This window comes from Shewanella sp. DAU305 (assembly GCF_026802235.1).
GTDB lineage: Bacteria > Pseudomonadota > Gammaproteobacteria > Enterobacterales > Shewanellaceae > Shewanella > Shewanella baltica.
Genome location: NZ_CP113808.1, coordinates 1,633,615 through 1,655,910, shown reverse-complemented (window position 1 = coordinate 1,655,910; position 22,296 = coordinate 1,633,615). Strand labels below are relative to the sequence as shown.

20 protein-coding genes are annotated in these 22,296 nt (G+C 47.6%); 14 read left to right on the top strand and 6 right to left on the bottom strand.

All coding sequences use genetic code 11. The features are described 5' to 3' along the window. Positions 1-421 precede the first annotated feature (421 nt). The 5 genes from OX890_RS07170 to OX890_RS07150 all read left to right on the top strand — a co-directional run bounded on the left by OX890_RS07170 (position 422) and on the right by OX890_RS07150 (position 4,306). Positions 422-658: a hypothetical protein gene (locus OX890_RS07170; protein ID WP_012088493.1), complete on the top strand. Its 237-nt coding sequence runs from the start codon at positions 422-424 to the stop codon at positions 656-658. Between the two features lie 375 nt (positions 659-1,033). Then, positions 1,034-1,897 (top strand): MipA/OmpV family protein, encoded by an 864-nt coding sequence (locus OX890_RS07165; protein ID WP_268650344.1) that lies wholly within the window; start codon positions 1,034-1,036, stop codon positions 1,895-1,897. 5 nt (positions 1,898-1,902) lie between these two features. Then, positions 1,903-2,313: a DUF3019 domain-containing protein gene (locus OX890_RS07160; protein WP_006085791.1), complete on the top strand. Its 411-nt coding sequence runs from the start codon at positions 1,903-1,905 to the stop codon at positions 2,311-2,313. Then, complete coding sequence (locus tag OX890_RS07155) at positions 2,313-3,026, top strand: response regulator (protein ID WP_006080570.1); 714 nt, start codon at positions 2,313-2,315, stop codon at positions 3,024-3,026. Before OX890_RS07160 ends, OX890_RS07155 begins: the two co-directional genes overlap by 1 nt. 11 nt (positions 3,027-3,037) lie before the next feature. Continuing rightward, positions 3,038-4,306 (top strand): ATP-binding protein, encoded by a 1,269-nt coding sequence (locus tag OX890_RS07150; protein ID WP_126491333.1) that lies wholly within the window; start codon positions 3,038-3,040, stop codon positions 4,304-4,306. 130 nt (positions 4,307-4,436) lie between these two features. On the opposite strand, the gene OX890_RS07145 is transcribed toward OX890_RS07150, so the two are convergent. Then, positions 4,437-4,742 (bottom strand): DUF1289 domain-containing protein, encoded by a 306-nt coding sequence (locus OX890_RS07145; protein ID WP_011846045.1) that lies wholly within the window; start codon positions 4,740-4,742, stop codon positions 4,437-4,439. A 205-nt stretch (positions 4,743-4,947) separates the two neighbouring features. Between OX890_RS07145 and OX890_RS07140 the strand changes: the two genes are divergently transcribed. Continuing rightward, positions 4,948-5,484: a DUF4136 domain-containing protein gene (locus OX890_RS07140; RefSeq protein WP_126491332.1), complete on the top strand. Its 537-nt coding sequence runs from the start codon at positions 4,948-4,950 to the stop codon at positions 5,482-5,484. 93 nt (positions 5,485-5,577) lie between these two features. Here OX890_RS07140 and cysM read toward each other — a convergent pair whose 3' ends face one another. After that, positions 5,578-6,456, bottom strand: a complete 879-nt coding sequence (gene cysM / locus OX890_RS07135; protein ID WP_006080566.1) for a cysteine synthase CysM — start codon at positions 6,454-6,456, stop codon at positions 5,578-5,580. A gap of 212 nt (positions 6,457-6,668) precedes the next feature. On the opposite strand from cysM, the gene cysP reads away from it, so the two are divergent. From cysP to OX890_RS07115, 4 genes are all read left to right on the top strand, one after another. Next, the gene (gene cysP / locus OX890_RS07130) at positions 6,669-7,676 is read left to right on the top strand and encodes a thiosulfate ABC transporter substrate-binding protein CysP (RefSeq protein ID WP_006085798.1); all 1,008 of its coding nucleotides are present in this window, start codon (positions 6,669-6,671) and stop codon (positions 7,674-7,676) included. A 195-nt stretch (positions 7,677-7,871) separates the two neighbouring features. Continuing rightward, positions 7,872-8,717, top strand: coding sequence for a sulfate ABC transporter permease subunit CysT (gene cysT / locus OX890_RS07125; protein ID WP_006080563.1), 846 nt, complete (start codon positions 7,872-7,874; stop codon positions 8,715-8,717). Positions 8,718-8,726: 9 nt separating this feature from the next. Then, entirely contained in the window at positions 8,727-9,593 is an 867-nt protein-coding gene (gene cysW, locus OX890_RS07120; protein WP_012588361.1) for a sulfate ABC transporter permease subunit CysW, read from the top strand. Continuing rightward, positions 9,590-10,720: a sulfate/molybdate ABC transporter ATP-binding protein gene (locus tag OX890_RS07115; RefSeq protein WP_006085800.1), complete on the top strand. Its 1,131-nt coding sequence runs from the start codon at positions 9,590-9,592 to the stop codon at positions 10,718-10,720. The genes cysW and OX890_RS07115 overlap by 4 nt, the downstream gene beginning before the upstream one ends. A gap of 106 nt (positions 10,721-10,826) precedes the next feature. Here OX890_RS07115 and OX890_RS07110 read toward each other — a convergent pair whose 3' ends face one another. Continuing rightward, positions 10,827-12,338 carry an AAA family ATPase gene (locus OX890_RS07110; protein WP_006085802.1) on the bottom strand — a complete coding sequence of 504 codons (1,512 nt, stop codon included), beginning with the start codon at positions 12,336-12,338 and terminating at the stop codon, positions 10,827-10,829. A 279-nt stretch (positions 12,339-12,617) separates the two neighbouring features. Here OX890_RS07110 and purT point away from each other — a divergent pair, with 279 nt between their 5' ends. The 4 genes from purT (at position 12,618) to OX890_RS07090 (ending at position 19,726) form a co-directional block, all read left to right on the top strand. Then, complete coding sequence (purT, locus tag OX890_RS07105) at positions 12,618-13,793, top strand: formate-dependent phosphoribosylglycinamide formyltransferase (protein WP_126491330.1); 1,176 nt, start codon at positions 12,618-12,620, stop codon at positions 13,791-13,793. Between the two features lie 302 nt (positions 13,794-14,095). Then, positions 14,096-15,820 carry an RluA family pseudouridine synthase gene (locus OX890_RS07100; protein WP_126491329.1) on the top strand — a complete coding sequence of 575 codons (1,725 nt, stop codon included), beginning with the start codon at positions 14,096-14,098 and terminating at the stop codon, positions 15,818-15,820. A gap of 170 nt (positions 15,821-15,990) precedes the next feature. Continuing rightward, positions 15,991-17,451 (top strand): DUF3142 domain-containing protein, encoded by a 1,461-nt coding sequence (locus tag OX890_RS07095; RefSeq protein WP_268650343.1) that lies wholly within the window; start codon positions 15,991-15,993, stop codon positions 17,449-17,451. Next, positions 17,441-19,726 carry a hypothetical protein gene (locus tag OX890_RS07090; protein WP_268650342.1) on the top strand — a complete coding sequence of 762 codons (2,286 nt, stop codon included), beginning with the start codon at positions 17,441-17,443 and terminating at the stop codon, positions 19,724-19,726. The genes OX890_RS07095 and OX890_RS07090 overlap by 11 nt, the downstream gene beginning before the upstream one ends. Positions 19,727-19,791: 65 nt before the next feature. On the opposite strand, the gene OX890_RS07085 is transcribed toward OX890_RS07090, so the two are convergent. From OX890_RS07085 to djlA, 3 genes are read right to left on the bottom strand one after another with little or no spacing between them, the layout of a single operon-like run. Continuing rightward, entirely contained in the window at positions 19,792-20,745 is a 954-nt protein-coding gene (locus OX890_RS07085) for a D-2-hydroxyacid dehydrogenase (protein WP_126491326.1), read from the bottom strand. 35 nt (positions 20,746-20,780) lie between these two features. After that, the gene (locus tag OX890_RS07080) at positions 20,781-21,413 is read right to left on the bottom strand and encodes a porin family protein (protein WP_126491325.1); all 633 of its coding nucleotides are present in this window, start codon (positions 21,411-21,413) and stop codon (positions 20,781-20,783) included. A 41-nt stretch (positions 21,414-21,454) separates the two neighbouring features. Continuing rightward, positions 21,455-22,243, bottom strand: a complete 789-nt coding sequence (gene djlA / locus OX890_RS07075; protein WP_126491324.1) for a co-chaperone DjlA — start codon at positions 22,241-22,243, stop codon at positions 21,455-21,457. Positions 22,244-22,296 lie beyond the last annotated feature (53 nt).

Genomic DNA, 22,296 nt, shown 5'->3' with positions numbered 1-22,296 from the left:
AATAGCAATAATACTGCACTTAATCGCAAATCAGTGGTTAAGGTGATGTAAGTGGCACTTTTGAAAAAACCAACTCTGTGATGCCAGATTTAGCCTATTTTAGCCTACGAAGCTAATGCAGGAGTTAAGCACGACTCACTCTGCACATAACCTTTGCACAAAGCCGTTTGCGCTGAAGCCAAACTCAACAGGTTCATCTGTTGGGATAATGACTAAAGCTAAGTCTATTGAACAGCACTTAAGCATCAGATTTACTTGAAGCGAATCAAAGGAAAACAAGCTAAAAAACCTTAACCCAAAAAGGTAAAAATTATTTATATCTAAAACAGAATAGCAGTGATAAATTGCTGATGTTGGCGCAGTGGTATTAAGAGAATGCTTCTTAATCTGTGGTTAACAATACATAACTAAAGGAAATAAAATGAATAAGTTATCAGCTGTTTTCACCCTATTGGCATTAGTTAGCTTCACGACCTTTGCTGACGACTCCTCTTTACCGCCTGCACCAGCAGCCGATATCGCTCAGCTGAAAGAAGTGTGCCAGCAGATGGCCTCTGAAGATCAAGTCGAAAATGCAGAGCTAAAACAATATGTGCTTGATTGTGTAAACGATCAACTGACAGAAATGGGCTACAAGTCGGTTACTGAGGTTAATTAATCTTCATTCTAATCTCTGTGTTATTACTGCAACATCTACCGCAACATCGCGTTATTCAGCTTCATTAAATGCCGTTCACAACCGCGAATGGCATTATTCTTTTCAAGAAAAAAGCTATATTGCTCACAATTAACATCATTTCCGTTACAGACGAAACGTATCGAATACAAAATTTAACATCCACAATTAACCGTATGAAAGCCACCAAAATAGGCTTTTAGCATGACTATCAAGGTATTGTGCGATCTACAAATTTACTATTTAATTGATAGCTGTATCATTTTGCATCCCTGCGAATGAAACCACTGTTGAATTGGGCATAAAATGCTAATCTATTTTCCTGTATTATTAACCTCAGCCCTTAATCGTTAAATCATGTATCGCATCCTTTTTGTCCTCATTACAAGTTTAAGTATTTTGCCTTCTGTCGGAATGGCGAAAGAAATCTGCGCATCAGAAAATCAATGCATTGAGATGAACAACTGGGATCTCGGTGTCGCCATTGGCTGGGGACAAAAAAGCAATCCACTCAAGGATTTTGACGATATTCCACTGTTCTTTATCCCTACAGTGGCCTATTACGGCGAACACTGGTTCTTCGATAATGGTAATTTAGGCTACACCTTAGCCGAGCAAGAAAGCTTCACGTTCAATCTCGTCACCAGTTATAGCTTAGATAGAGCCTATTTCTATCGCTGGGACCCATCGAATATCTTTTTGAACCGCGGCACACAAGTCGAAGCCAAAGCCATAAATAACATGTCTTTGTCGACAGAACCCGAACGTGAATTTAATTCTTTAGAGACGCGGAACTTCACCCTACTTGGCGGTGCCGAAGCATTCATCTATACCCGACTCGGCATTATTCGATTGGCGTACACCCATGATATGTTTAATGTTCATCAAGGTTCAGAAGCACAAATAAAATGGACCTATGGCTGGGATTATGATCGTTTCATTTTTGAATTCGCACTGGTGTTTGATTGGAAGAGCCAAGCAGTGGTCGATTATTATTATGGCGTTAGACCGAGTGAAAACGCCTATTGGAGTGAACAATATCAAGCAAAATCAGGCTGGGATAAAGGTGCGGAAATGACGGCTCGTTATATATTAACTGACAATTGGGATCTACTGTTGGCAGTTCGTTACACTCTAATTGCCGATGAGATTGCCGCCAGTCCCTTGTTAGACCAAGACTATAGCAGCACCTACTTTATCGGCGCAGCCTATAGGTTCTAACGTTAGTGACGCTGCCTCAGTTAAGCTTGCTTTGCTTTCTTGGTCTAAGCCTCGGCTTGATGGGCCCAAGTTCTGCACAAGCTAAAACTCGCGACGCGGCTCTTAAACTCACACCCGAAATTTGTATTACCAGTTCAGAAACTCAGGCCTGCGACGTTTATATTGAACTGCAGTGGGAGCTCGCCAAAGATGAGCTTATCTGTATTTTGTCCGACAATGCCGCCTATCCAAAATGGTGCAGTGATTCAGTTTCAACCCATACGTTAAGCATGAAAATCCACACTATGACGGATATTCAATTTGTCATGGTGAGTAAAGACAGTAACCAAACTTTGGCTGGTGCCAAACTTAAAATCACTTCTGCATCACAACCTCAGGTTCGCAGACGTTACCGCAACCCTTGGAGTTTATTTTAATGACAAGCCCACAATCGAACCACAGAGTATTATTGGTTGAAGACGACGTTCGCCTAGCAAACTTGATTGTAGATTACCTAAAATCCCATGGTATGCATGTTGAAGTTGAACGCCGTGGCGACACAGTATTAACGCGATTAATCAATTACAAGCCAGATATCATACTGTTAGACATTATGCTGCCGGGCATGGATGGCCTCACCCTGTGTGAGAAACTGCCCGACTATTTTGCAGGCCCAATCCTGCTAATGAGCGCACTTGGCTCAAGCGAAGATCAAATCAAAGGCTTAGAACTCGGTGCCGATGACTATGTGGTCAAGCCTGTCGATCCAGCACTGTTAGTCGCGCGGATCAACAACTTACTTCGTCGTCAAAATCAGCCACCTCAGGCAGAATCCCACTGCTTGACCTTTGGTAAACTGAGTATAGACCCGCATACCCACGCGATTCGCCTCAATGAAACTGAAATCGATCTCACCAGCCACGAATTCGAGTTGCTGTGGTTACTGGCCTCACAAGCTGGCCAAGTACTCAGCCGTCAGTATATTTATCAGCTGTTACTCAATATTGATTTCGATGGTAAAGATCGAAAAATTGACGTGCGTATCTCTAGATTACGTAAAAAACTCAACGATAATATCGAGACACCTTTCAGAATTAAAACCGTTTGGGGACAAGGTTATCTCTTTGCTCCTGAAGCCTGGAATAACTAAGCACAGATACAGTGAAACGTCTCTTTATCAGTTTATATCTGCTACTCAGTCTCAGCGTGCTTGGGATTGGCTGGACACTCGACAGCCTGTGGCAGAAAAATGTGGATGACAATAACGCCCTCGATGCGCCATTAGTGGCCTTGGCGCAATTGTTAGCGGAACTGCCTCCCGATACCCGCCAAAGTTATCTGGAGGCGATCCCAGCTAATCCTGTGATGCCGTTGCAATTGCTCAGTGCCGATCAAGTCGCGCTGGCTGACAATCAAGCCCTCAGTACCAGAACTGTGTTCACCACCACGACTAATGACGATAACCTGCTGCAATTTATCCGAGTCGGCGATCAAGTCTTAATGGCGGGGCCGCTGGACATCGATCCTAGAGCCAACCTTCGCAGCCTGTTCACCCTGTTCTTCTATTTGTCACTTGCGTTAGTAGCGTTGATTTGGGTAGGCCCGCTTTCTCGGGATTTGAGCATACTGCGTAAAGCTACCAAAGAGTTTGGCGAAGCTAAATGGAACACGCGGATTACCCTGTCAAATCGCTCTCAGGTTAAACCCTTAGCCAATACCTTTAACGAAATGGCGCGACATATCAGCGCCTTGATTGAGAACCAGAAACACCTGTCTAATGCGGTCTCCCATGAGATCCGCACGCCGCTGGCAAGACTCAAATTCGCCCTTGCACTCATGCCCATGTATTGTCAGCCCGATTCGGACGAACAAAAGCGCCAAGACTTTCTCGACGAGATGCAGCTCGATATCAAAGAAATGGAAGACTTACTCCAAGAACTGCTGACATACGCCAGCTTAGAGTCCCAGCGAGAAGGTATCCAGTTGGATGAGTACGATTTAATTAATCTCATCAATCAAAGCATTAAGCGCCTAGAAACCTTAAGTCCAACGCCTATTACCTTAAAGACAGAAGTCGAAAAACTGCCCTTGTTTGGGGAACCGGCATTAATTGAACGTGCGCTGCAAAATTTACTGACCAACGCCCAACGCTTTGCCCGCACTGAAATCATTATTGAGGTTAAGCAGACGCAGCACAGGGTGAATTTAAGTGTGAGTAACGACGGTGAACCTATCCCTGCGGTGGATTTACCCAAAGTGTTCGAGCCTTTTTATCGCAGCCAATCGGTGCAAAATGGCAATAAAGGGCATGGTTTGGGACTTGCGATCATCAAACGGATTATGCAGCGACACCAGGGAAATGTGAGCGTCACCAGCGATGAGCAACATACCCGATTTAATTTAATCTGGCCGAAGAAGCGCAAGCTGTAATAGGGATTGGGATAGGGATTAAACGACTGCGGATCTGTTATTCATCTAACGCGCTAATTCTACAAGCCAGTAAAACAAGTCAGTTAAACAAGACTATTTAACTGGCCCATTTAACTTGCAATTCAAAATATTAGTCTAGCTCGAAGCCACCAAAATCCAGATCGGCTTCGGGCTCAGGCTCAAAATTCAACTGCGGATTTAACGCCGCCCTTTCTTGCTCAATTTGCGCTTGCCTTGCTTTCATCATCGCCAACTGGCGACGGCGTTTACGTTGAGTGCACAGCCGAATGACATCGTACTTTTGCGCATCTGAAAACGTTAACCAATTGAATCTTTCGTCACGGCTTCGCAGGCAACCATTACAGTAACCGCGCGCATCGGTGGCACACACACCGATACAGGGACTGGGGATATCAAAAAAGGCTAACTGTTCCATAACCCGCCGCTATTCCTCTGTCAAAATGAGCTGTTCTCAAATGAAGCATGCTCAGATGAACCATGGTTAAACGCCCCATGCCCAAAAAGAAGCTGCCGAATGACGTTTAAAGCAATTCAAATACAACACACTTATCTAAAGTACTTGCAGAAACAACCTTAATCAAGGCACATTGAACAGAGTTTGTACAACTTGGAGCACTATCATGGGATACCGTCACTTTGCCAGTCTGCTCGTCGCCGTTGCCTTATTAAGCGCTTGTAGCAGTAAACCGAAAAACGATTACGATCTCAATTACGACTTCAGCGCACTACATAGCTTTACCCAGCTAACACCACAGCTAACGGACGACCCGCTCAGCGCCCAACGCATTCAAGTAGAAATCAACAATCAGTTGGCTCAAAAAGGCTTTGTCGAGAATACCCAAGCCCCCGACTTTAACGTCGCCTACGCCCTACTGACCCAAGATAAACCTAAAGATTCAGGGCTATCGATTGGATTAGGTACTGGCACATTCGGCCGTTCAGGTGGGATAGGAATCGGTACTAGCGTTGGGGTACCACTGGGCAGTGATACCGCTAAAATTCAAACTATTCAGATAGATATTGTCGATCCAAAAACCAAAGCGCTCATTTGGCGTGGTAGCGACAGTTATGATTTCGATGCAGGCGGCAATGAGAAAGCCCAAGATACCGCCAAAGCCGTCAGTCGGATTTTGGCGCAGTTCCCACCGAAAAAATGATCATGAAGAGTCAATAAAAATGGGCGAATTACGCCCATTTTTACTAATGAAGAATGCTTGTCGTCAAATATCTTAGGCGAAAATATCTAAGACTCAGGAGAAAAGCCCTGATGAAAGGTAACGATCGCCCCTATCACAGACAATCGCCACTACCACTGAATCAGGATATTGTCTGGCTATCTCCAGCGCAGCATACACAGCACCGCCAGAGCTGACTCCGGCACAAATCCCTTCTTCTCGCGCTAAGGTTCTCGCCATGGCTTTTGCATCTTGCTCTTCAACATCCATGACTAAATCAACACGGGATGCATCGAAAATCCCCGGCAAGTAGGCCTGCGGCCAACGGCGGATCCCCGGAATGCTACTACCATCGGCGGGCTGAAGGCCAACAATAGTGATGTCAGGATTACAGCTTTTAAGGTATTTAGACACGCCCATTATGGTGCCTGTCGTCCCCATGCTAGAGACAAAGTGAGTGATCTTGCCTTGACTCTGTTGCCAGATTTCTGGACCTGTGGTGAGGAAATGCGCATTCGCGTTATCTTGATTATTAAACTGATCCAGCACCTTGCCTTTGCCTTCGGTTTGTAACTGCAGTGCCAAATCCCGCGCCGTTTCCATGTTATCCACCAGCATAAGTTCTGCACCATAGGCTTGCATCGCATCCTTACGCTCTTGGGTGGAGTTTTCGGGCATAATCAGGATCATCTTGTAGCCTTTGATCGCCGCCGCCATCGCTAGCGCAATCCCAGTATTGCCACTCGTCGCCTCGATGAGCGTATCACCCGGGCGGATCTCTTGACGCAGTTCAGCCTGAATGATCATATTGAGTGCTGCACGATCCTTTACTGAACCCGCTGGGTTATTCCCTTCCAACTTTAACAGTACAGTTGAGGTGCCACAGTTAAGCCGCTGCAAGCGAACCAGCGGAGTTTGCCCAATACAGGCTTCAATTGTCGGAAAGTCAGACACTATGATTATCCTTTACTTGATAAAAACAACTAAGCGTTAGCCTATTCTAAGTGGGTTAGCATGCACAAACACAGTGAAAATGATCTATGGCATACAATAAATCGCTCATACTTATTCAAAAAAGTTCTATTTAACTGACTTCTTATAAATAATTACTTCAACTACTCTATATGTCATAACGCTGACAAAGTTGCCAGTTCAAGGAGTAGCAAATGCAAATAAAAGTGATAAAGGCCCTACTGGGAACGCTCTTTCTGGGAACGTCGCTCAATGTGGCTGCCGCAGATCAAACCCTGCTGAATTCTTCTTACGATATCGCGCGGGAATTATTCAGTGCCTATAACCCCGTTTTCGCCAAACATTGGCAAGAGAAAACAGGTAAAACCGTCGAGATTAAACAATCCCATGCCGGATCATCGGCACAGGCACGCTCAATTCTGCAAGGATTGCCAGCAGATGTGGTGACGTTTAACCAAGTGACAGACGTACAGGTCCTCCATGACCGCGGTAAATTGATCCCAGAAAATTGGCAACAATTACTGCCTAACGCCAGTTCACCTTACTATTCCACCATCGCATTTTTGGTACGCAAAGGTAACCCAAAACAGATCAGCGACTGGGGCGATTTAGCAAGAGATGACGTTAAACTGGTCTTTCCTAACCCAAAAACCTCTGGTAATGCGCGCTACACCTATTTAGCCGCATTAGGTTATGCCCAAAAAAGCTTTGGTAAGGATAATCAGGCTTCACTGGATCAATTTCTGAAAAAATTCCTCGGCAACGTAGCCGTGTTTGATACTGGCGGTCGTGGTGCAACCACCTCGTTTGTAGAACGCGGTATCGGTGATGTGCTGATTACGTTTGAATCGGAAGTGAACAATATCCGTCAGCAATATGGTGCCGACGATTACCAAGTCATAGTGCCAAAAACATCGATTCTGGCTGAGTTTCCCGTCGCTGTGGTAGAGAAAAACGCTAAACGCAACGGCACACAGGAGCTAGCGACTGAGTATTTGAATTATCTCTACAGCGAAGAATCACAACGACTATTGGCCGGCTTCAACTATCGTGTACACAACGAAAAGGTTCAGGCTGAGTTTGCTAAACAGTTTCCTACGGTTGACCTGCTGACTGTTGAGCAAATCATCGGTGGTTGGGATAATGCCATGAAAACGCAGTTTGCTAACGGTGCAAAACTCGATGAGTTACTCAAGCGCTAATTTCAGCTTGATGCTATAACAGGTTAATATTGCAACCCGGGCTCAGTCCCGGGTTAAGCAATTTTAGCGCATTGACGAGTGATGATTTTCAAGCAGCGAAGACGAATTCAATAGTCTTTAACTCAGACAGCCGATCGCTGACGGCAAATACAGCGTATTGGATTAACTCAATTAACCTGACCGGGTGATTATTCTGTGATTTTTAATAACGGGCGTTTACGCCATAAGCGGGTTCTTCCAGGTTTTACCATCAGCTTAGGTGTGTCCCTACTGTTTGTCAGCCTGATCCTATTATTGCCAACCACTGGACTGATTATGCAGACCAGTTCAATGAGCTTGTCCGAATACTGGGGCGTCATCACAGATCCTCGGGTGTTGGCGAGTTACCGAGTTACCATTCTATCAGCACTCGCAGCATCGCTATTTAACTGCCTTTTCGGATTGTTACTCGCATGGGTGCTAGTACGTTATGAATTCCCCGGCAAACGCATCTTAGATGCATTGGTGGATTTACCCTTTGCGTTGCCGACTGCCGTTGCAGGTATCACCTTAGCGACCCTGTATGCGGAAAACGGCCAAATCGGTAGTGTATTGGCAGAACTGGGTATAAAAGTCGCCTACACCCCGCTAGGCATAGTGGTCGCGATGATTTTCACCAGTATTCCCTTTGTGGTGCGTACCGTGCAACCGGTTCTCGAAGAGTTTTCCCACGATGAAGAAGAAGCGGGCATGACCCTTGGCGCCTCAGATCGCGCGGTATTCTGGCGGATCATTTTGCCGTCCTTGTGGCCAGCCTTAATGGTCGGGACGGCACTGTCTTTTACCCGTAGCCTAGGTGAGTTTGGTGCCGTTATATTTATCGCGGGCAACATGCCCTATATCAGCGAAATCACATCATTAATGATCTTTGTCCGCCTGCAGGAGTTTGACTTTGCCGGCGCCAGCGCAATTGCCTCAGTGGTGTTGATGACCTCACTACTACTATTACTGCTAATAAACCTGTGGCAGGCGCGTTATCTGCGTCGCATTCATGGACGATAAGGAGCAAACATGAACTCATTTAAGCCCTTAAGAGTCGGTGAAGCCCCTCTTATCAAATGGAGCCTGATTACACTCGCCGTGTTCTTAGGTTTGCTATTGTTACTATTGCCGCTGGTGAGTATTTTTCAGCAAGCGTTTGTCGGTGGTTGGGAGCGTTATATTGGCCACTTAAGTCAGCCAGATTCGCTGCATGCGATTGGTTTGACGCTGATGGTTGCGGCGCTCACAGTCCCGATCAATTTAGTGTTCGGAATTATGCTGGCGTGGAGTGTCACTCGGTTTGAATACCCAGGTCGCAAGTTATTGATCACGCTAATTGATATTCCATTTGCGGTCTCCCCCGTCGTCGCAGGTTTGCTCTATTTACTGCTCTATGGCAACAGTGGTTGGCTGGGTGAATGGCTATATGAGCACGATCTGCAGATCATGTTTGCTTGGCCGGGAATACTGTTAGTCACCATTTTTGTCACTTGTCCCTTTGTCGCCAGAGAACTCATTCCATTAATGCAACAACAGGGTGCTTCAGAAGAGGAAGCCGCAGTGATCCTCGGCGCCTCATGGTGGCAACTCTTCCGCCGAGTAACGCTCCCTAATATCAAGTGGGCACTGATTTACGGTGTGATCCTCACCAATGCCAGAGCCGTGGGCGAATTTGGTGCTGTCGCGGTTGTCTCTGGCAACATTCGTGGCGAAACCAACACCTTACCTTTACACGTGCAGTTATTGTACGAAGATTATCAGGCCGAAGCCGCCTTCGCGAGCGCGTCATTACTGGCCTTGATCGCCCTATTTACCCTAATGTTAAAAGCCGTAGTGGAATGGCGACAACAACGCAGTTTATCCGCCAATGACAATAAAGAGCAGAGCCCATTATGAGTATTCGTCTTACTAATATTTCCAAGAAATTTGGCAAGTTTCAGGCGCTTTCCCCGCTGGATCTTGATATTCAAGAAGGGGAAATGATTGGTCTGTTGGGACCTTCAGGTTCGGGTAAAACCACGTTACTGCGGATTATTGCTGGGCTCGAGGGAGCCGATAGCGGCAACATTTATTTCGGTGACCGAGATGTCACCCAAGTGCATGTGCGTGAAAGACGAGTGGGCTTTGTGTTTCAAAACTATGCGCTGTTTCGTCATATGACGGTCGCCGATAACGTCGCCTTTGGACTCGAAGTTATGCCTAAAAAGCAAAAACCTTCAGCGGCAGAAATACGTAAACGCGTGACCCAACTACTTGAAATAGTACAACTAGGCCATCTCGCACAGCGCTATCCTGAACAGCTCTCGGGTGGACAAAAACAGCGAATTGCCTTGGCCCGTGCACTCGCGACGCAACCCGAAGTCTTGCTACTCGACGAACCCTTTGGTGCCTTGGATGCCAAAGTGCGTAAAGAACTACGCCGCTGGCTACGCAGCCTACATGAAGAATTGAAATTCACCAGCGTGTTTGTGACCCATGATCAAGATGAAGCGCTTGAACTCTCTGATAGAGTGGTGGTGATGAGCAATGGTCATATCGAGCAGATCAATACGCCTGCTGAGTTATACTCGCATCCCAATAGTCGCTTTGTGTTTGATTTTCTCGGTAACGTCAATGTCTTTGAAGCCAGTTGGCAACAAAAGCGTTGGGAAAATGGCCAAGCATTTTTAACGCCTCCTGAACAACAAACATTACAGCAAGATGGTGTGCTCTATGTACGCAGTCACGAATTAGCGCTGTCAAACAAGCCTAATAGTCAGGCAAATTTGCCGTTCGATATTGTCGCCATGACCCCCATTGGCGCCGAAGTCAGAGTGGAATTAGCTCCACACGGCTGGCATAGCGAAGAGCTGTGGGAAGCCAAGTTCACCCACCATAATCTGCATGAACTCGGGTTACAAAAAGGCAGCATGGTTTACGCCACCCCAAGAACCGGTTACTTCTTTGGAGCGCAAGGTGAAAGCTCACCAACGCGTCTAAGCTGGCCATTTCTGGCACCTGGCAGTCTCGCCTTCGACATCTAAATTTCATTCTGATAGAAATCAGCAGCATTGGCGGTATCACTGGGCAGTGATACCGCTAAAGCCGTCAGCCGGATCTAGCTAGCACTCATGGCATGAAGCAGAAATCTTACTCATGGGCATTCACGGTTCGGCTTGCGGCCCATTGTCGTAGCGCATTGATTTTATCGCTCATGACCACAGATAAAGGCCGAGTTTTACTGAGTTCTTCGAGTAGTAACACTTGATCGACACTGCGCTCAACGCTTCTTGCGGTATACATGGCAGCAATAACCGCTTGTTCGATTTCGGCGCCAGAAAATCCTTGGCTGCGGGCCGATAATTGGGCGAGATCTAAGCTCGCCACATCGATTCCACGGCGCTGACAATGGATTAAGAAGATGGCTTTACGTATGGCTTCGTCGGGTAAATCGACAAAAAAGATTTCATCCATCCTGCCCTTTCGCATCAATTCTGGCGGCAAGGCTTGAATGTCATTCGCGGTCGCCACCACAAACACTTCAGATTTACGCTCCGCCATCCAAGTGAGTAAGGTGCCGAGAATACGCGTCGAGGTGCCCTCATCGCTGCTATTGCCGCTTAAGCCTTTTTCAATTTCATCTATCCAAAGCACGCAGGGCGACATCATGTCGGCGAGCTCCAGTGCATTTCGCAGGTTCTTCTCGGTTTCACCTATGTATTTGTTATATAAGGCAGCCATATCGAGTCTGAGCAAAGGTCGTTGCCAGACGCCCGCAACAGCCTTAGCCGCGAGGCTCTTACCACTGCCCTGAACACCGAGCAGCAAAATCCCCTTAGGCGCATCGAGCGCTTTAGCCTGCTGAACTGGAGTCGGCTTATCGCCTTGGTCAAGGGTGCTGACAGCCGCTATGGGTGCGCGCTGCTTGAGCCATTTTTTAAGATTATGCAGCCCAGCGACCTGCGAGAAATCACTGGTGTCGTATTCAAATTGCAGCACGCCATTTAAGTCGAGTAACTGAAACTTAGCTTTATTGATGGCATCAATATCAGACAAGGTAATAGCACCATCATCGACTATGGCTTTGCGCACCAGACGACGAGCATCGTCTAAGGTCACACCCCGCAGATTCTCTGCCAATTTAACCACAGCGGTATCATCGACCAATAACGGCGTGCCTTGGTGACGAATTTTATCGACCTCAAGGTAAATCAGGTTTTGCAATTGCACTGTGCTTGGCAAGGTTAATTGAAAATAGGCGCAATAACGTTTGATTTCGGGCGGGATATCAAAGGCATGACTCACTAGCACTAATGTGTGTTGCAGTGTCTCGTATTCGAGGGCGATTTCTTTGAGTAAACGGACATTCTTTGGCGCATCAATCACAAAGGGATGAAAGTCGCACAGCACATAAATCCCCTGCTGCGAGGTTGATTTAATTTGCCCAAGCAAATCTGTGGGTTCGCTATTAAACTTTTGCGCCGCCATAGGTTTATCGACCCGTGCTAAACCTTGGGTAATGCTCCAAGTAAACACAGGTTGATAAAGCACACTGGCGACCCGTTTAAGTAACTCGACCACGCGATATTCTTCATAGGTTTCAATCACTACGATTGGCGTATTGGAGCGCAGCACTGAGGTTAAATCGCGAATATCTTGCATGTCTTTCACATCCCTTTTTTATTTATCTCGCAAAACTCATCTGTTCAGCAGCACTAACATACTGCTTCCAATACTAATTATTAATAAAACGCCAAAGCCGTGATCCCAAGCACAGTAGCAGATTTAGCGTGGGCGACTAAGGTCTGTTTGGGGTAAACTGGCTGCATAACAATACCCAAACGAGGCGAAAACATTTCATACAAAATGTCAGCCAAAGCATTGCGGTAAATAATACAGAACAAAATATAACATCACCTACAAACATAAAGGTACTCACACATGATAGGCACTCCCTACACTGAGGGCGCACGTCGCGCCATGTTGCTCGGCTGCGGTGAACTTGGCAAAGAAGTGGCCATTGAACTGCAACGCTTAGGCGTTGAAGTGATTGGCGTTGACCGTTACGCCAACGCCCCCGCCATGCAAGTCGCGCATCGCTCCCATGTGATCAATATGCTCGATGCCAACGCCCTGCGTGCAGTTATCGAGTTAGAAAAACCGCACTTAGTTATCCCAGAGATTGAAGCCATCGCTACCCAAACCTTAGTGGACATCGAAGCCGAAGGGGTGAATATCATCCCAACAGCTCGGGCAACTAAACTCACTATGGACAGAGAAGGGATTCGTCGCCTCGCCGCTGAGACCTTAGGTTTACCCACTTCTCCATATTTTTTCTGCGATACTGAAACCGAATTTAATCAAGTAATTAGCGAAATCGGTGTGCCCTGTGTGGTTAAGCCAGTCATGAGCTCATCGGGCAAAGGTCAGAGCGTTATTCGCGATATCGCCCTCAGCCATAAAGCATGGCAATACGCTCAAGAAGGTGGCCGCGCCGGCGGCGGTCGAGTGATAGTCGAAGGTTTTATTCCCTTTGATTATGAAATCACCCTGTTAACCATTAGCGCAGTCAATGGCATTCATTTTTGTGCGCCGATTGGCCACAGACAAGAAGATGGCGATTACCGTGAGTCATGGCAGCCACAAGCCATGTCCGATGAAGTGCTAGCAAAATCCCAAGCGATTGCGAGCAAAGTCGTCGAAGCCCTTGGCGGTTATGGATTATTTGGCGTAGAGCTGTTTGTTAAAGGCCATGAAGTGTATTTCTCTGAGGTCTCACCAAGGCCACATGACACAGGTCTAGTGACTCTCATCAGCCAAGATTTATCGGAATTTGCCCTACATGTTAGAGCGATTCTGGGTCTGCCAATCCCCAATATCCATCAGCATGGGCCAAGCGCCTCAGCGGTGATTTTGGCCGAAGGCACCTCAAGTAATATCCGCTACCAAGGTATTGCCGCTGCATTAGAGGCGGTCAACACTCAGCTTAGATTATTCGCCAAACCCGACATTGATGGCCGCCGCCGCTTAGGTGTCGCGCTTGCCCGTGATATCGATATCGACAGCGCAGTCAGCAAAGCACTCGATAGCGCCAGTAAAGTGAAGGTCATCTTTTAAACTGTTTTATCGGTTTTAAATTGGCTTCAAGCACAAGCGACAAATCAAAGGGAAATGCGCTTCAACGCCATTTCCCTTTTTCAATGCACACAGTACAGCATCCAGAACCTTTACCAATAAAAAGTGACCCACCCAAACCGACAGAGTAAACTAGCGCCCTTGCCTCGTGGCCTTACTTTGCAAGCAAAGCAAGTCTTTCGACCTAACGCTTTATTCTGGCTATTGATTTTTAAGTCTGTAACTTAATTCGAACGTCGCCTAAAACTCATCAGTAATAGAAACCAATAGTAGTAGAAATCCATATGCAGCTTCAGCCTTCTTGCTTTACCTCTTTCACACAAGCCATTGATGCCTATGCCCTGCCGCAGCGTTTTACCTTTCCTTTCTATTACGAACCACATCCGTTGTGCGTGCTTGCAGCCAACGAATTACAACAACACCTTGAGACTCAAAGTGATTGGCAACATAACTTTGGCCTAACGGGTGAGTTAACTGGCGCCATTGGCAAGATGTTCGGCGTATTGCTGGTGCAAACACCACTGGGCGAAGTGGGCTATTTATCGGCATTTTCGGGTAAGTTGGCCGAGCAAAATCATTGGTCGCGCTTCGTTCCACCTGTGTTTGATATGCTGGCTAAGGACAATTTTTTCCACACCGAAAATCTGCAAATCAACCAAATTAACGAGCAGCTGTTTGCAGTAGAAAACCATCCCGACATTCCGAGGCTATCAATCGGGCTAGAAACTGAACAAGCTCAAGCGCAAGCCGAACTTGCCGCCCACAGACAAGTGATGATCGATGGCCGCCAATCTCGCAAGGCGCAGCGTAATCAACTCGCAGCACAATTGGCTGCCAATCCGACTGATGAGACCTTGCGTGAAAACGCAATAACTGAAGCAAAGCTCAGTCAAGAAAGCATCAATGAAAAGAATCAGTTAAGAGATATTAAACGCTATTGGGATGAACGTATTCATGTCATCAGCCAAGCGCTAAGCCAACTGACAGATGAGCGTGACGCGTTACGACAACAGCGCAAACGGCTCTCGGCGGCGCTGCAGCAAAAGCTGTTTGAGCAGTATCGGTTTTTGAATATTAAAGGCACAGAAAAGAGCCTTAACGGCATATTTAACGGTACGGTTGAGTTAACGCCACCCGCAGGCTCGGGCGAATGTGCCGCGCCTAAGTTGTTACATTACGCCTTTAAACATGGTCTTAAGCCATTAGCTATTGCCGAGTTTTGGTGGGGCGCGCCGCCAAAATCAGAAATCCGCCAGCATAAGCAGTTTTATCCCGCCTGCCTGCGAAAATGCCAACCTATCTTGGGGCATATGCTCGAAGGGCTCGCAGTCGATGACAACCCTTTACTTACCAACCCCGCCGAAGGTAAAACTTTAGCGATCCTCTATCAAGACGATGCGATGGCGATTGTGAATAAACCCGCCGAGTTTTTATCCGTGCCCGGCAAAGAAATTAAAGACTCAGTGTATTCGCGTATCCGCCAAACCTTTCCCCATGCCACAGGGCCGCTAATCGTCCACAGGCTCGATATGTCGACCTCGGGATTAATGGTGATCGCGCTGACAAAAGATGCCCATAAACAGCTGCAAAAACAGTTTATCCAGCGCACTGTGACTAAACGTTATGTGGCACTTTTGGCGGGAATTCCTGCGATAATGGCTAATAAGCAGGCGACGGGTAACATCTCTTTACCCTTGCGTGGCGATTTAGACGATAGACCGAGACAACTCGTTTGCCACGAGTTTGGTAAAGCAGCCGAAACCCATTGGGAATTGAGCCAACTTAATGAAATGGCACGCACAGCCCGCGTGTATCTGTATCCAAAAACAGGCAGAACCCATCAACTCAGGGTTCACTGCGCCCACTCAGAGGGGCTAAATACCCCGATTGTCGGTGACGACCTCTACGGCACCCGCGCCAATCGCCTGCATCTGCATGCGGATTTATTGATGCTTCAGCATCCCGTTACCCATGAACTGATGCGCTTTCAGGTAGATCCTGATTTTTGAGACCTGAGTTCTAATATTGATTAGCAAGGCACCAAAGGAAGAACCAAGCTTAGGGCGTGATATCTGTGCTTGAAGATTAAGATTTGATGCAGGCTTTTTGACCGCGATGTAAAAGCGGGCTTTTTCGGGCATAGTAATGCCTCACTCAAAACGGAATCGATAGCAGTAGTATGGGCATAGGCAATCTGGTTAAAAACATCAGCCGAAATCAATGGTTCTTATTCGCTTTGTTGATCGCCGCCGTATTCATGAGCGCCTGTCAGCCCGCATCGGAACCGAGCAAACTCACGGCAAACCCAGATGCCAGTCATACAGCAGAAGTCACCTCAGCAACCGCAATGCCTCGTGCTCAACTCACCCAGGAAGTCTATATCTGGCAGCGCCAATGGCGCCCCGCCAATCAAACGGCATTAGTGCAAAGCCAAGGTGTATTCCAAGGATTACGTATTTTAGCGCTGCAAGCGCATCCAAAACCCAATGGTGCAGATATTTGGTTTGAAGTCGCGGTCAATCATGCTTGGCTACAGGCAGATCCTAGGCCCAAAATCGCCGTGATCCGCTTAGATGGTCAATTCGCGCATTTGAATGATGAACAAGTGATCCATAAAATCAGCCAAGTACTGACACATTGGCAGGCAAAAGGCACGCACATCGCTGGGGTTGAAATCGATCACGACAGCGCTAGCAGCAAACTGCCCGTCTATCGGGATTTTCTTAAAAAGTTTAAAGCGCAGTTGCCAGCAGACCTCAAACTCAGCATTACCGCCCTGCCCGCTTGGCTCAATAGCGCCGATTTCCCCGCATTACTCACCAATATCGATGAACTCGTGCTGCAAATTCACAGCGTGAGCGACCCACGCCTCGGACTATTCGATGCCGCTCAAGGTTGGCAATGGGTGCAGCAACTCTCAAAAATCAGTACTGTGCCTTATCTTATTGCGCTTCCCGCTTACGGCTCGGCGGTCATCAGCACAGCTTCAGGTTATAAAGTGGAGAGTGAAACACCGCTACGGGGTCAACTCAATGACTCCCATGCTGTTGAGGAACTGATGGCAGATCCGCAAGTGTTACAAGCTTTTGTGCACAAACTGCAAAGCCGCACTGATGCCAAGCTTAAAGGCATTATCTGGTTCAGGCTGCCGCTGGAAGGAGATAAAAGGGTTTGGCCACTTGATACCTTAATCGCTGTGGCGCAGCAAGGTGAGCTTACCGCCAAGATTGAATTAGTGCTCTCAAGCGATAACGATATTCAAACAACATTAGCCACTGAAAATAAAGCTAAAAGCCAACAAATCCTCAAGCCACAGCTCTTCCAATTGAGCTTAATTAATCGCGGTAATATTGCTGGCGACATTCCTGCGAGTTTGTCCCTAGCGGGACAAGCTTGCAGCGGGTATGATGCGCAAAATGGCTATCGCGTGAAACAAAAAAATGGGCTGTTAATCTGGCAGTGGCGAGCTGAAAATATCGCCGCATTGGCGCCGACTGACACTGCTCCAAGCGCGACGAACATGCCAATGCCGCAAGCACACAAACAAACTCAAAAACACATGCTCAACCCTGGCGGCCAGAAAGTGATAGGCTGGGCACGTTGTGAGTCATTATATTTACAGGGAATTTATGCGCCATAAGCCAAAATCATCATCCACAATGGCAAAATCCAATCGGGCTTTTATGCTTAAAAAGACCACACTTATCTGTTTAAGCCTATTTTCGCCAATGCTATTGGCCTGCGGCCCCGATTTCCCTTTGCAATTGACTCAAGACAGACAGAGTAATCTCAGTTATTTACCGCAAACCTCTTTCAGCCAGCAGCTTACCGCCCTCGCAAAACCTTTGCCTTGGCGGTATCAAGATGCGCCAGCCGCGCAGGAATATCTGTGGGATGAAGTGCATAGCCGTTATCTGTCACAAACTCGTGCTTTTGAAAACAGCGAATTAAGTGAAGCCCATTTGATCTTAGTGAACACACTAAGGGATGCGACAGGCCCAATCGAGGCCGAACAAATGGCCGCCAAGTTGGATAAGGATTTGCCCCAAGCGCTGACCTGGTACACCTTAGGCGCCGTGGCGTTTGAGGCACAAGATTATGATAGAGCGAGTAACTATTTTAGCAAAATCATTAAACTACCAGAAAGCGAGCGTGCTTCTCGTAGCCTGTGGGCCCTCTATTCGCTGTCGCGAATTGAGCTTATCTTAAGTAAAACCTCGACGGAACCTGAGCACTTTAATCGTGCCAACGCTTACCTGACTCAATTGCAAACCGAAGTCGCCCTAGGCGCCGCCGATCCCCTGCGTTTGAGCTTAGCGAGCCTGGGCGAGCAAGCCTATATTCTGCTGCACCAAGGCCAGCCGCTCCCGCAAGTGACTAATCAAGGTGCAGGTGAAACCGAGTCAGAACTGCAAATGACGCTTACCCCTGATGCACTGAATAAGGCGATTGAGCTCTACGCCACCCAATCGGTACAAGGCGATAGCGGCGGTTATGATTCCTTATTGATGTTAAGCCGCACCTTGATGGGGAAAGACATTGCTGAACTAAAACCGCTACTGCAACAGGCGAGCGTGCAGCAGTTATTGATTGCCTATTGGCAAAGCAGCACCAATGAATTTGCCTACGATGGCCAGCTTTCGGAAATGGGCTCAAAGGTAGCTGAAATCCTCAAAGTGTTTCCAACCGATGGTTTACAACTCAACCATGGCGATAAGTTAGCCGCAATTTATTACCAGCTTGGGGATTATGCCAGTGCTGAGCGCCTATTGACGCTAGCGAAACCCAGCGGCCTTACTTGGTGGCTCAACGCAAAATTACTGCTACAAAAGGGCGATCAAGCAGAGGCGGCCAAGGCCTATGCTCAGGCAGCGCGTCACTTCCCCAAACAGTCCAATGAAACATTGGCCACAGTTGATGCCAAAGAGACTCAGCAGCAAGCCATTAATGCCGATGAAGATATAGCCACTTACTGTCGTATTCGCGCAGAGCAAGGGGTGTTATCCCTAGAGCGCGGCGAATATGTCGATGCGCTCAATCACTTACTCGCCAGCGGTGACGAATACTGGCAAGACATCGCCTATGTGGCGGAGCGCGTGCTCACCACGGCTGAACTTAAGTTATTTGTCGATGAGCATGTGCCGCTTATCGCCTTCGAATACCCTAAAGATAGCGACTGGTACGATAACTTTGAGCCGATTAACAATCGCTTACGCTATTTACTGGGCCGCAGATTATTACGTGAAGGCGCAATCGCCGAAGCGCCTGCTTATTTCCCTAATCCTAATCTTAATGCCAGCGCCCTCGCCTACGGCACTGAGCTGAACGCGGCGAAAAATGCAACAGGCATTGATAGCGCTAAGGCCTATTGGGCTGCAGCAGAACTTGCCCGCCATCAAGGTATGGAAATCTTAGGGTTTGAATTAGCACCGGATTACGCTATCTACCAAGGGGGATTCGATCTAAGCGATTGGAATGAACCGAGCAAATTGGCCGAGAAAGAACAGCTGCGGTTAAGCGCCAGCCAAGCCGTTCCCGATAAACGCTTTCATTATCGTTACACGGCGGCGGAACTGGCCAACAAGGCATCGGATCATGTGCCCCACAACAGCCAAGCCTACGCCGCGCTACTCTGCCAAGCCACGGGTTGGGTATTGTATCGAGATCAAGAACTTGCCCTACGCTACTACAACAAATACGTCGCCAACGGCCCCTTTGTGGCTTGGGCCGAAAACTTTGGTATGCAGTGTGAAACGCCCGATTTTGACGGGGCAGAAAAACGAGCACAGGCCAATGAAATTGCAGAATGGAACGCCCTGTACCACAAGCTGAAAAAGCCGGTTGTATTTGGCGTATTAGCAATCACGGGCTTATTGGGTGTGTGGTGGATGCGTAGAAGAAAGACTCAACAATAACTAACCATTCAGGTCTTTCTCTCTTAACGTCGATATGATGAAAAGAGAGAAAGACGCATACCGCTTTACTTGTTCACGCAGTTAATCACTTCACCCTGTAAATAACCGTGCACATTCGCCACGGCAATATTGAGTAAACTTTGTCTGGCTTCCTTAGTCGCCCACGCATTATGAGGACTAATGCTGATATTTGGTGCATGCAATAAGGGATTATCCGCGCTGGGCGGCTCGGTCGATAACACATCGACACCGGCAAATAAACGGTTTTGTGAAAGCGCTGCAGCAAGCGCGGCCTCATCAATTAATCCACCGCGCGCCGTATTAATCAGCAGCGCATTAGGCTTCATCAAAGCAAGAGTTTGTTGATTGATAAATTGCTCAGTTTCAGGGGTAAGTGGGCAATGCAGCGAGATAATATCTGATTCGCTCAGCACAGTATCACGCGGTACCCAAGTGGCACCTTGGGGCAAGTCTTTGATAACTGAACGCGTATTGACGAGCACTTTCATCCCGAATGCAAGGGCGAGCGTCCCAACCTGCTGGCCAATATCACCGTAACCTATTAAGCCTAAAGTCTTGCCTTTTAAGGATTGCAGCGGCATTAAGGTGAAACAAAAATCTTGGCAGTTCACCCACTGACCATCGACCACGGCTTGATGATGGGCAGCCACAGCTTGGGTGTGATGCAGTATATGGGCAAACACCATCTGCGCTACGGCATCGGGCGCATAGGCGGGCACATTCGTAACCACTATGCCGCGCGCTTTAGCTGCAGCTATATCAACAACGTTAGTACCCGTTGCCAATACACCTATATATTTAAGTTCCGGAAGTTGCGCCAGAGTCTTAGCATTAAGCGGCGTTTTATTGGTGAGAATGATCTCTGCACCTTGGGCACGCGCGACAATATCGGCGCCAGCGGTGCGGGGGAAACACGCAAACTCGCCTAATCCAGTCAAGGATTGCCAACTGAGATCGCCAGGATTTAAGGTTTCGCCATCGAGTACAACTATCTTCATGCCGCTAAATCTCCTTTTAAGACGATGTGTTAGCGCTAAAAACTGACTTTAAGCCCAAGGTTAGCCTGCGCCTGCCACATCACGTCCGACGTAATGTGCCATAGGCATTCATCTTCATTGCAAAACAGTGAGCTGTCGCTGTCGATAAACGTCGCGTAACCGCGGATATCCGCAAACAGACCAAAGTGTGGAGTCACTTGATACTCTACCCCGCCGCCAACTCCCATAGAGAAACGCGTTTCACTCGACCAAGCGCCGGGCAACATGCGGGTTATCCCCGCACTTGCGGTGACATAGGGTCGAATATCGCCACGGGGGAAATATAAAGTGCCGCCTAAGTGGATGTAATCTAAGTCTAACGAGGTAAGACGATCGGGCGTAAACAAACCGCCACTTTTGAGTTCAGAGGCTTGGTGACTGTATAAAAGATAAATATTACCGGGATCATTCGTGCCAATGCCCAGCATCAGGCCGTAATGGCTTGATTCCTCGACCTTCACATTTTTCTTGTTGCCCGTTTGATCTGCGTTGACGTCAATTTGATTAACATCAAATTGACCGCCACCCAGACTATAACCGCCAAAAGGTGCGACAAACACCTCAGCCTGCGCAGACATAGTCACAGGTAACAAACTCGCCAACAGCAACAGGCAATGCGTGTGTTTCATAATGAATTCCTTATCTTTTATACAATCCAAAGCAATCAAGACTAACGCATACCACGCTCAGACTTGACTCTGTCATAGGCCGCTTGAATATCCTGTGCCTTACGATTTGCCAACTCCATCATTTCCGGTGGCAGGCCTTTAGCGACTAACTTATCGGGATGATGTTCGTTCATCAACTTACGGTAAGCTCGCTTAACTTCTTGGTCGCTGGCCTCGTTAGTAATCCCCAGCAAACTGTAGGCATCGGTAATCGATGTTTTATTACCACTTGAGGTCTGATGAAAGCGAAACTCCGCTTGCCAGCGCTTCAGCAACTCATCTAACTGCGCTCGACCATAACCTAACTCTTGGGCAATCGTCATCAAGATAGCGTGTTCAGCGGGATCCAGTTCACCATCAGACAATGCCGTTTGGATCTGAATTTCGATGAACATCTGCACTAACTCTTTGCGTCCCATGGTAATAACACGGAAAGCTTGTAGGCTGCTGCGCAGATCAAAATCCGCCGATTTCCCCTCGCGAAACGCCTGCTGCGCTTCTTTACGGGCTTCACCGGTTAAGCGCATTTGATCCATCAACAGGGTCGCGATGCGAATATCGGTTTCAGTCACCTGTCCCGACGCTTTCGCCACATGCCCCATCACCGCAAAGGTAGTATTGAAGAAGATCGCTTGGCGATTCTTAGCCTGCCCTAGAACTTGTCGAAACCCCACGCCAGAAGCTGCGCGCTTATCGTAGAGGTGCCCGAGCCACAAGCCGAGCAAAGCACCAAAGATGCGGCCGAACATAAAGCCAATGATAAACCCAAAAAACTTACCCCAAAAGCGCATCTTATATCCTGATTTCTATAATGTATTTGATGTGCCAGCACTATCCTATGGAT

What these genes read in the sequence shown, in the direction of transcription:
- cysW (WP_012588361.1), top strand. Translation starts at nt 8,727, where the DNA reads ATGAACTCATTTAAGCCCTTAAGAGTCGGTGAAGCCCCTCTTATCAAA.
- OX890_RS07095 (WP_268650343.1), top strand. Translation starts at nt 15,991, where the DNA reads ATGGGCATAGGCAATCTGGTTAAAAACATCAGCCGAAATCAATGGTTC.
- OX890_RS07100 (WP_126491329.1), top strand. Translation starts at nt 14,096, where the DNA reads ATGCAGCTTCAGCCTTCTTGCTTTACCTCTTTCACACAAGCCATTGAT.
- OX890_RS07085 (WP_126491326.1), bottom strand. Translation starts at nt 20,745, where the DNA reads ATGAAGATAGTTGTACTCGATGGCGAAACCTTAAATCCTGGCGATCTC.
- djlA (WP_126491324.1), bottom strand. Translation starts at nt 22,243, where the DNA reads ATGCGCTTTTGGGGTAAGTTTTTTGGGTTTATCATTGGCTTTATGTTC.
- OX890_RS07140 (WP_126491332.1), top strand. Translation starts at nt 4,948, where the DNA reads ATGGGATACCGTCACTTTGCCAGTCTGCTCGTCGCCGTTGCCTTATTA.
- OX890_RS07165 (WP_268650344.1), top strand. Translation starts at nt 1,034, where the DNA reads ATGTATCGCATCCTTTTTGTCCTCATTACAAGTTTAAGTATTTTGCCT.
- OX890_RS07115 (WP_006085800.1), top strand. Translation starts at nt 9,590, where the DNA reads ATGAGTATTCGTCTTACTAATATTTCCAAGAAATTTGGCAAGTTTCAG.
- OX890_RS07110 (WP_006085802.1), bottom strand. Translation starts at nt 12,338, where the DNA reads ATGCAAGATATTCGCGATTTAACCTCAGTGCTGCGCTCCAATACGCCA.
- OX890_RS07145 (WP_011846045.1), bottom strand. Translation starts at nt 4,742, where the DNA reads ATGGAACAGTTAGCCTTTTTTGATATCCCCAGTCCCTGTATCGGTGTG.
- OX890_RS07080 (WP_126491325.1), bottom strand. Translation starts at nt 21,413, where the DNA reads ATGAAACACACGCATTGCCTGTTGCTGTTGGCGAGTTTGTTACCTGTG.
- OX890_RS07090 (WP_268650342.1), top strand. Translation starts at nt 17,441, where the DNA reads ATGCGCCATAAGCCAAAATCATCATCCACAATGGCAAAATCCAATCGG.
- OX890_RS07155 (WP_006080570.1), top strand. Translation starts at nt 2,313, where the DNA reads ATGACAAGCCCACAATCGAACCACAGAGTATTATTGGTTGAAGACGAC.
- OX890_RS07170 (WP_012088493.1), top strand. Translation starts at nt 422, where the DNA reads ATGAATAAGTTATCAGCTGTTTTCACCCTATTGGCATTAGTTAGCTTC.
- purT (WP_126491330.1), top strand. Translation starts at nt 12,618, where the DNA reads ATGATAGGCACTCCCTACACTGAGGGCGCACGTCGCGCCATGTTGCTC.
- cysP (WP_006085798.1), top strand. Translation starts at nt 6,669, where the DNA reads ATGCAAATAAAAGTGATAAAGGCCCTACTGGGAACGCTCTTTCTGGGA.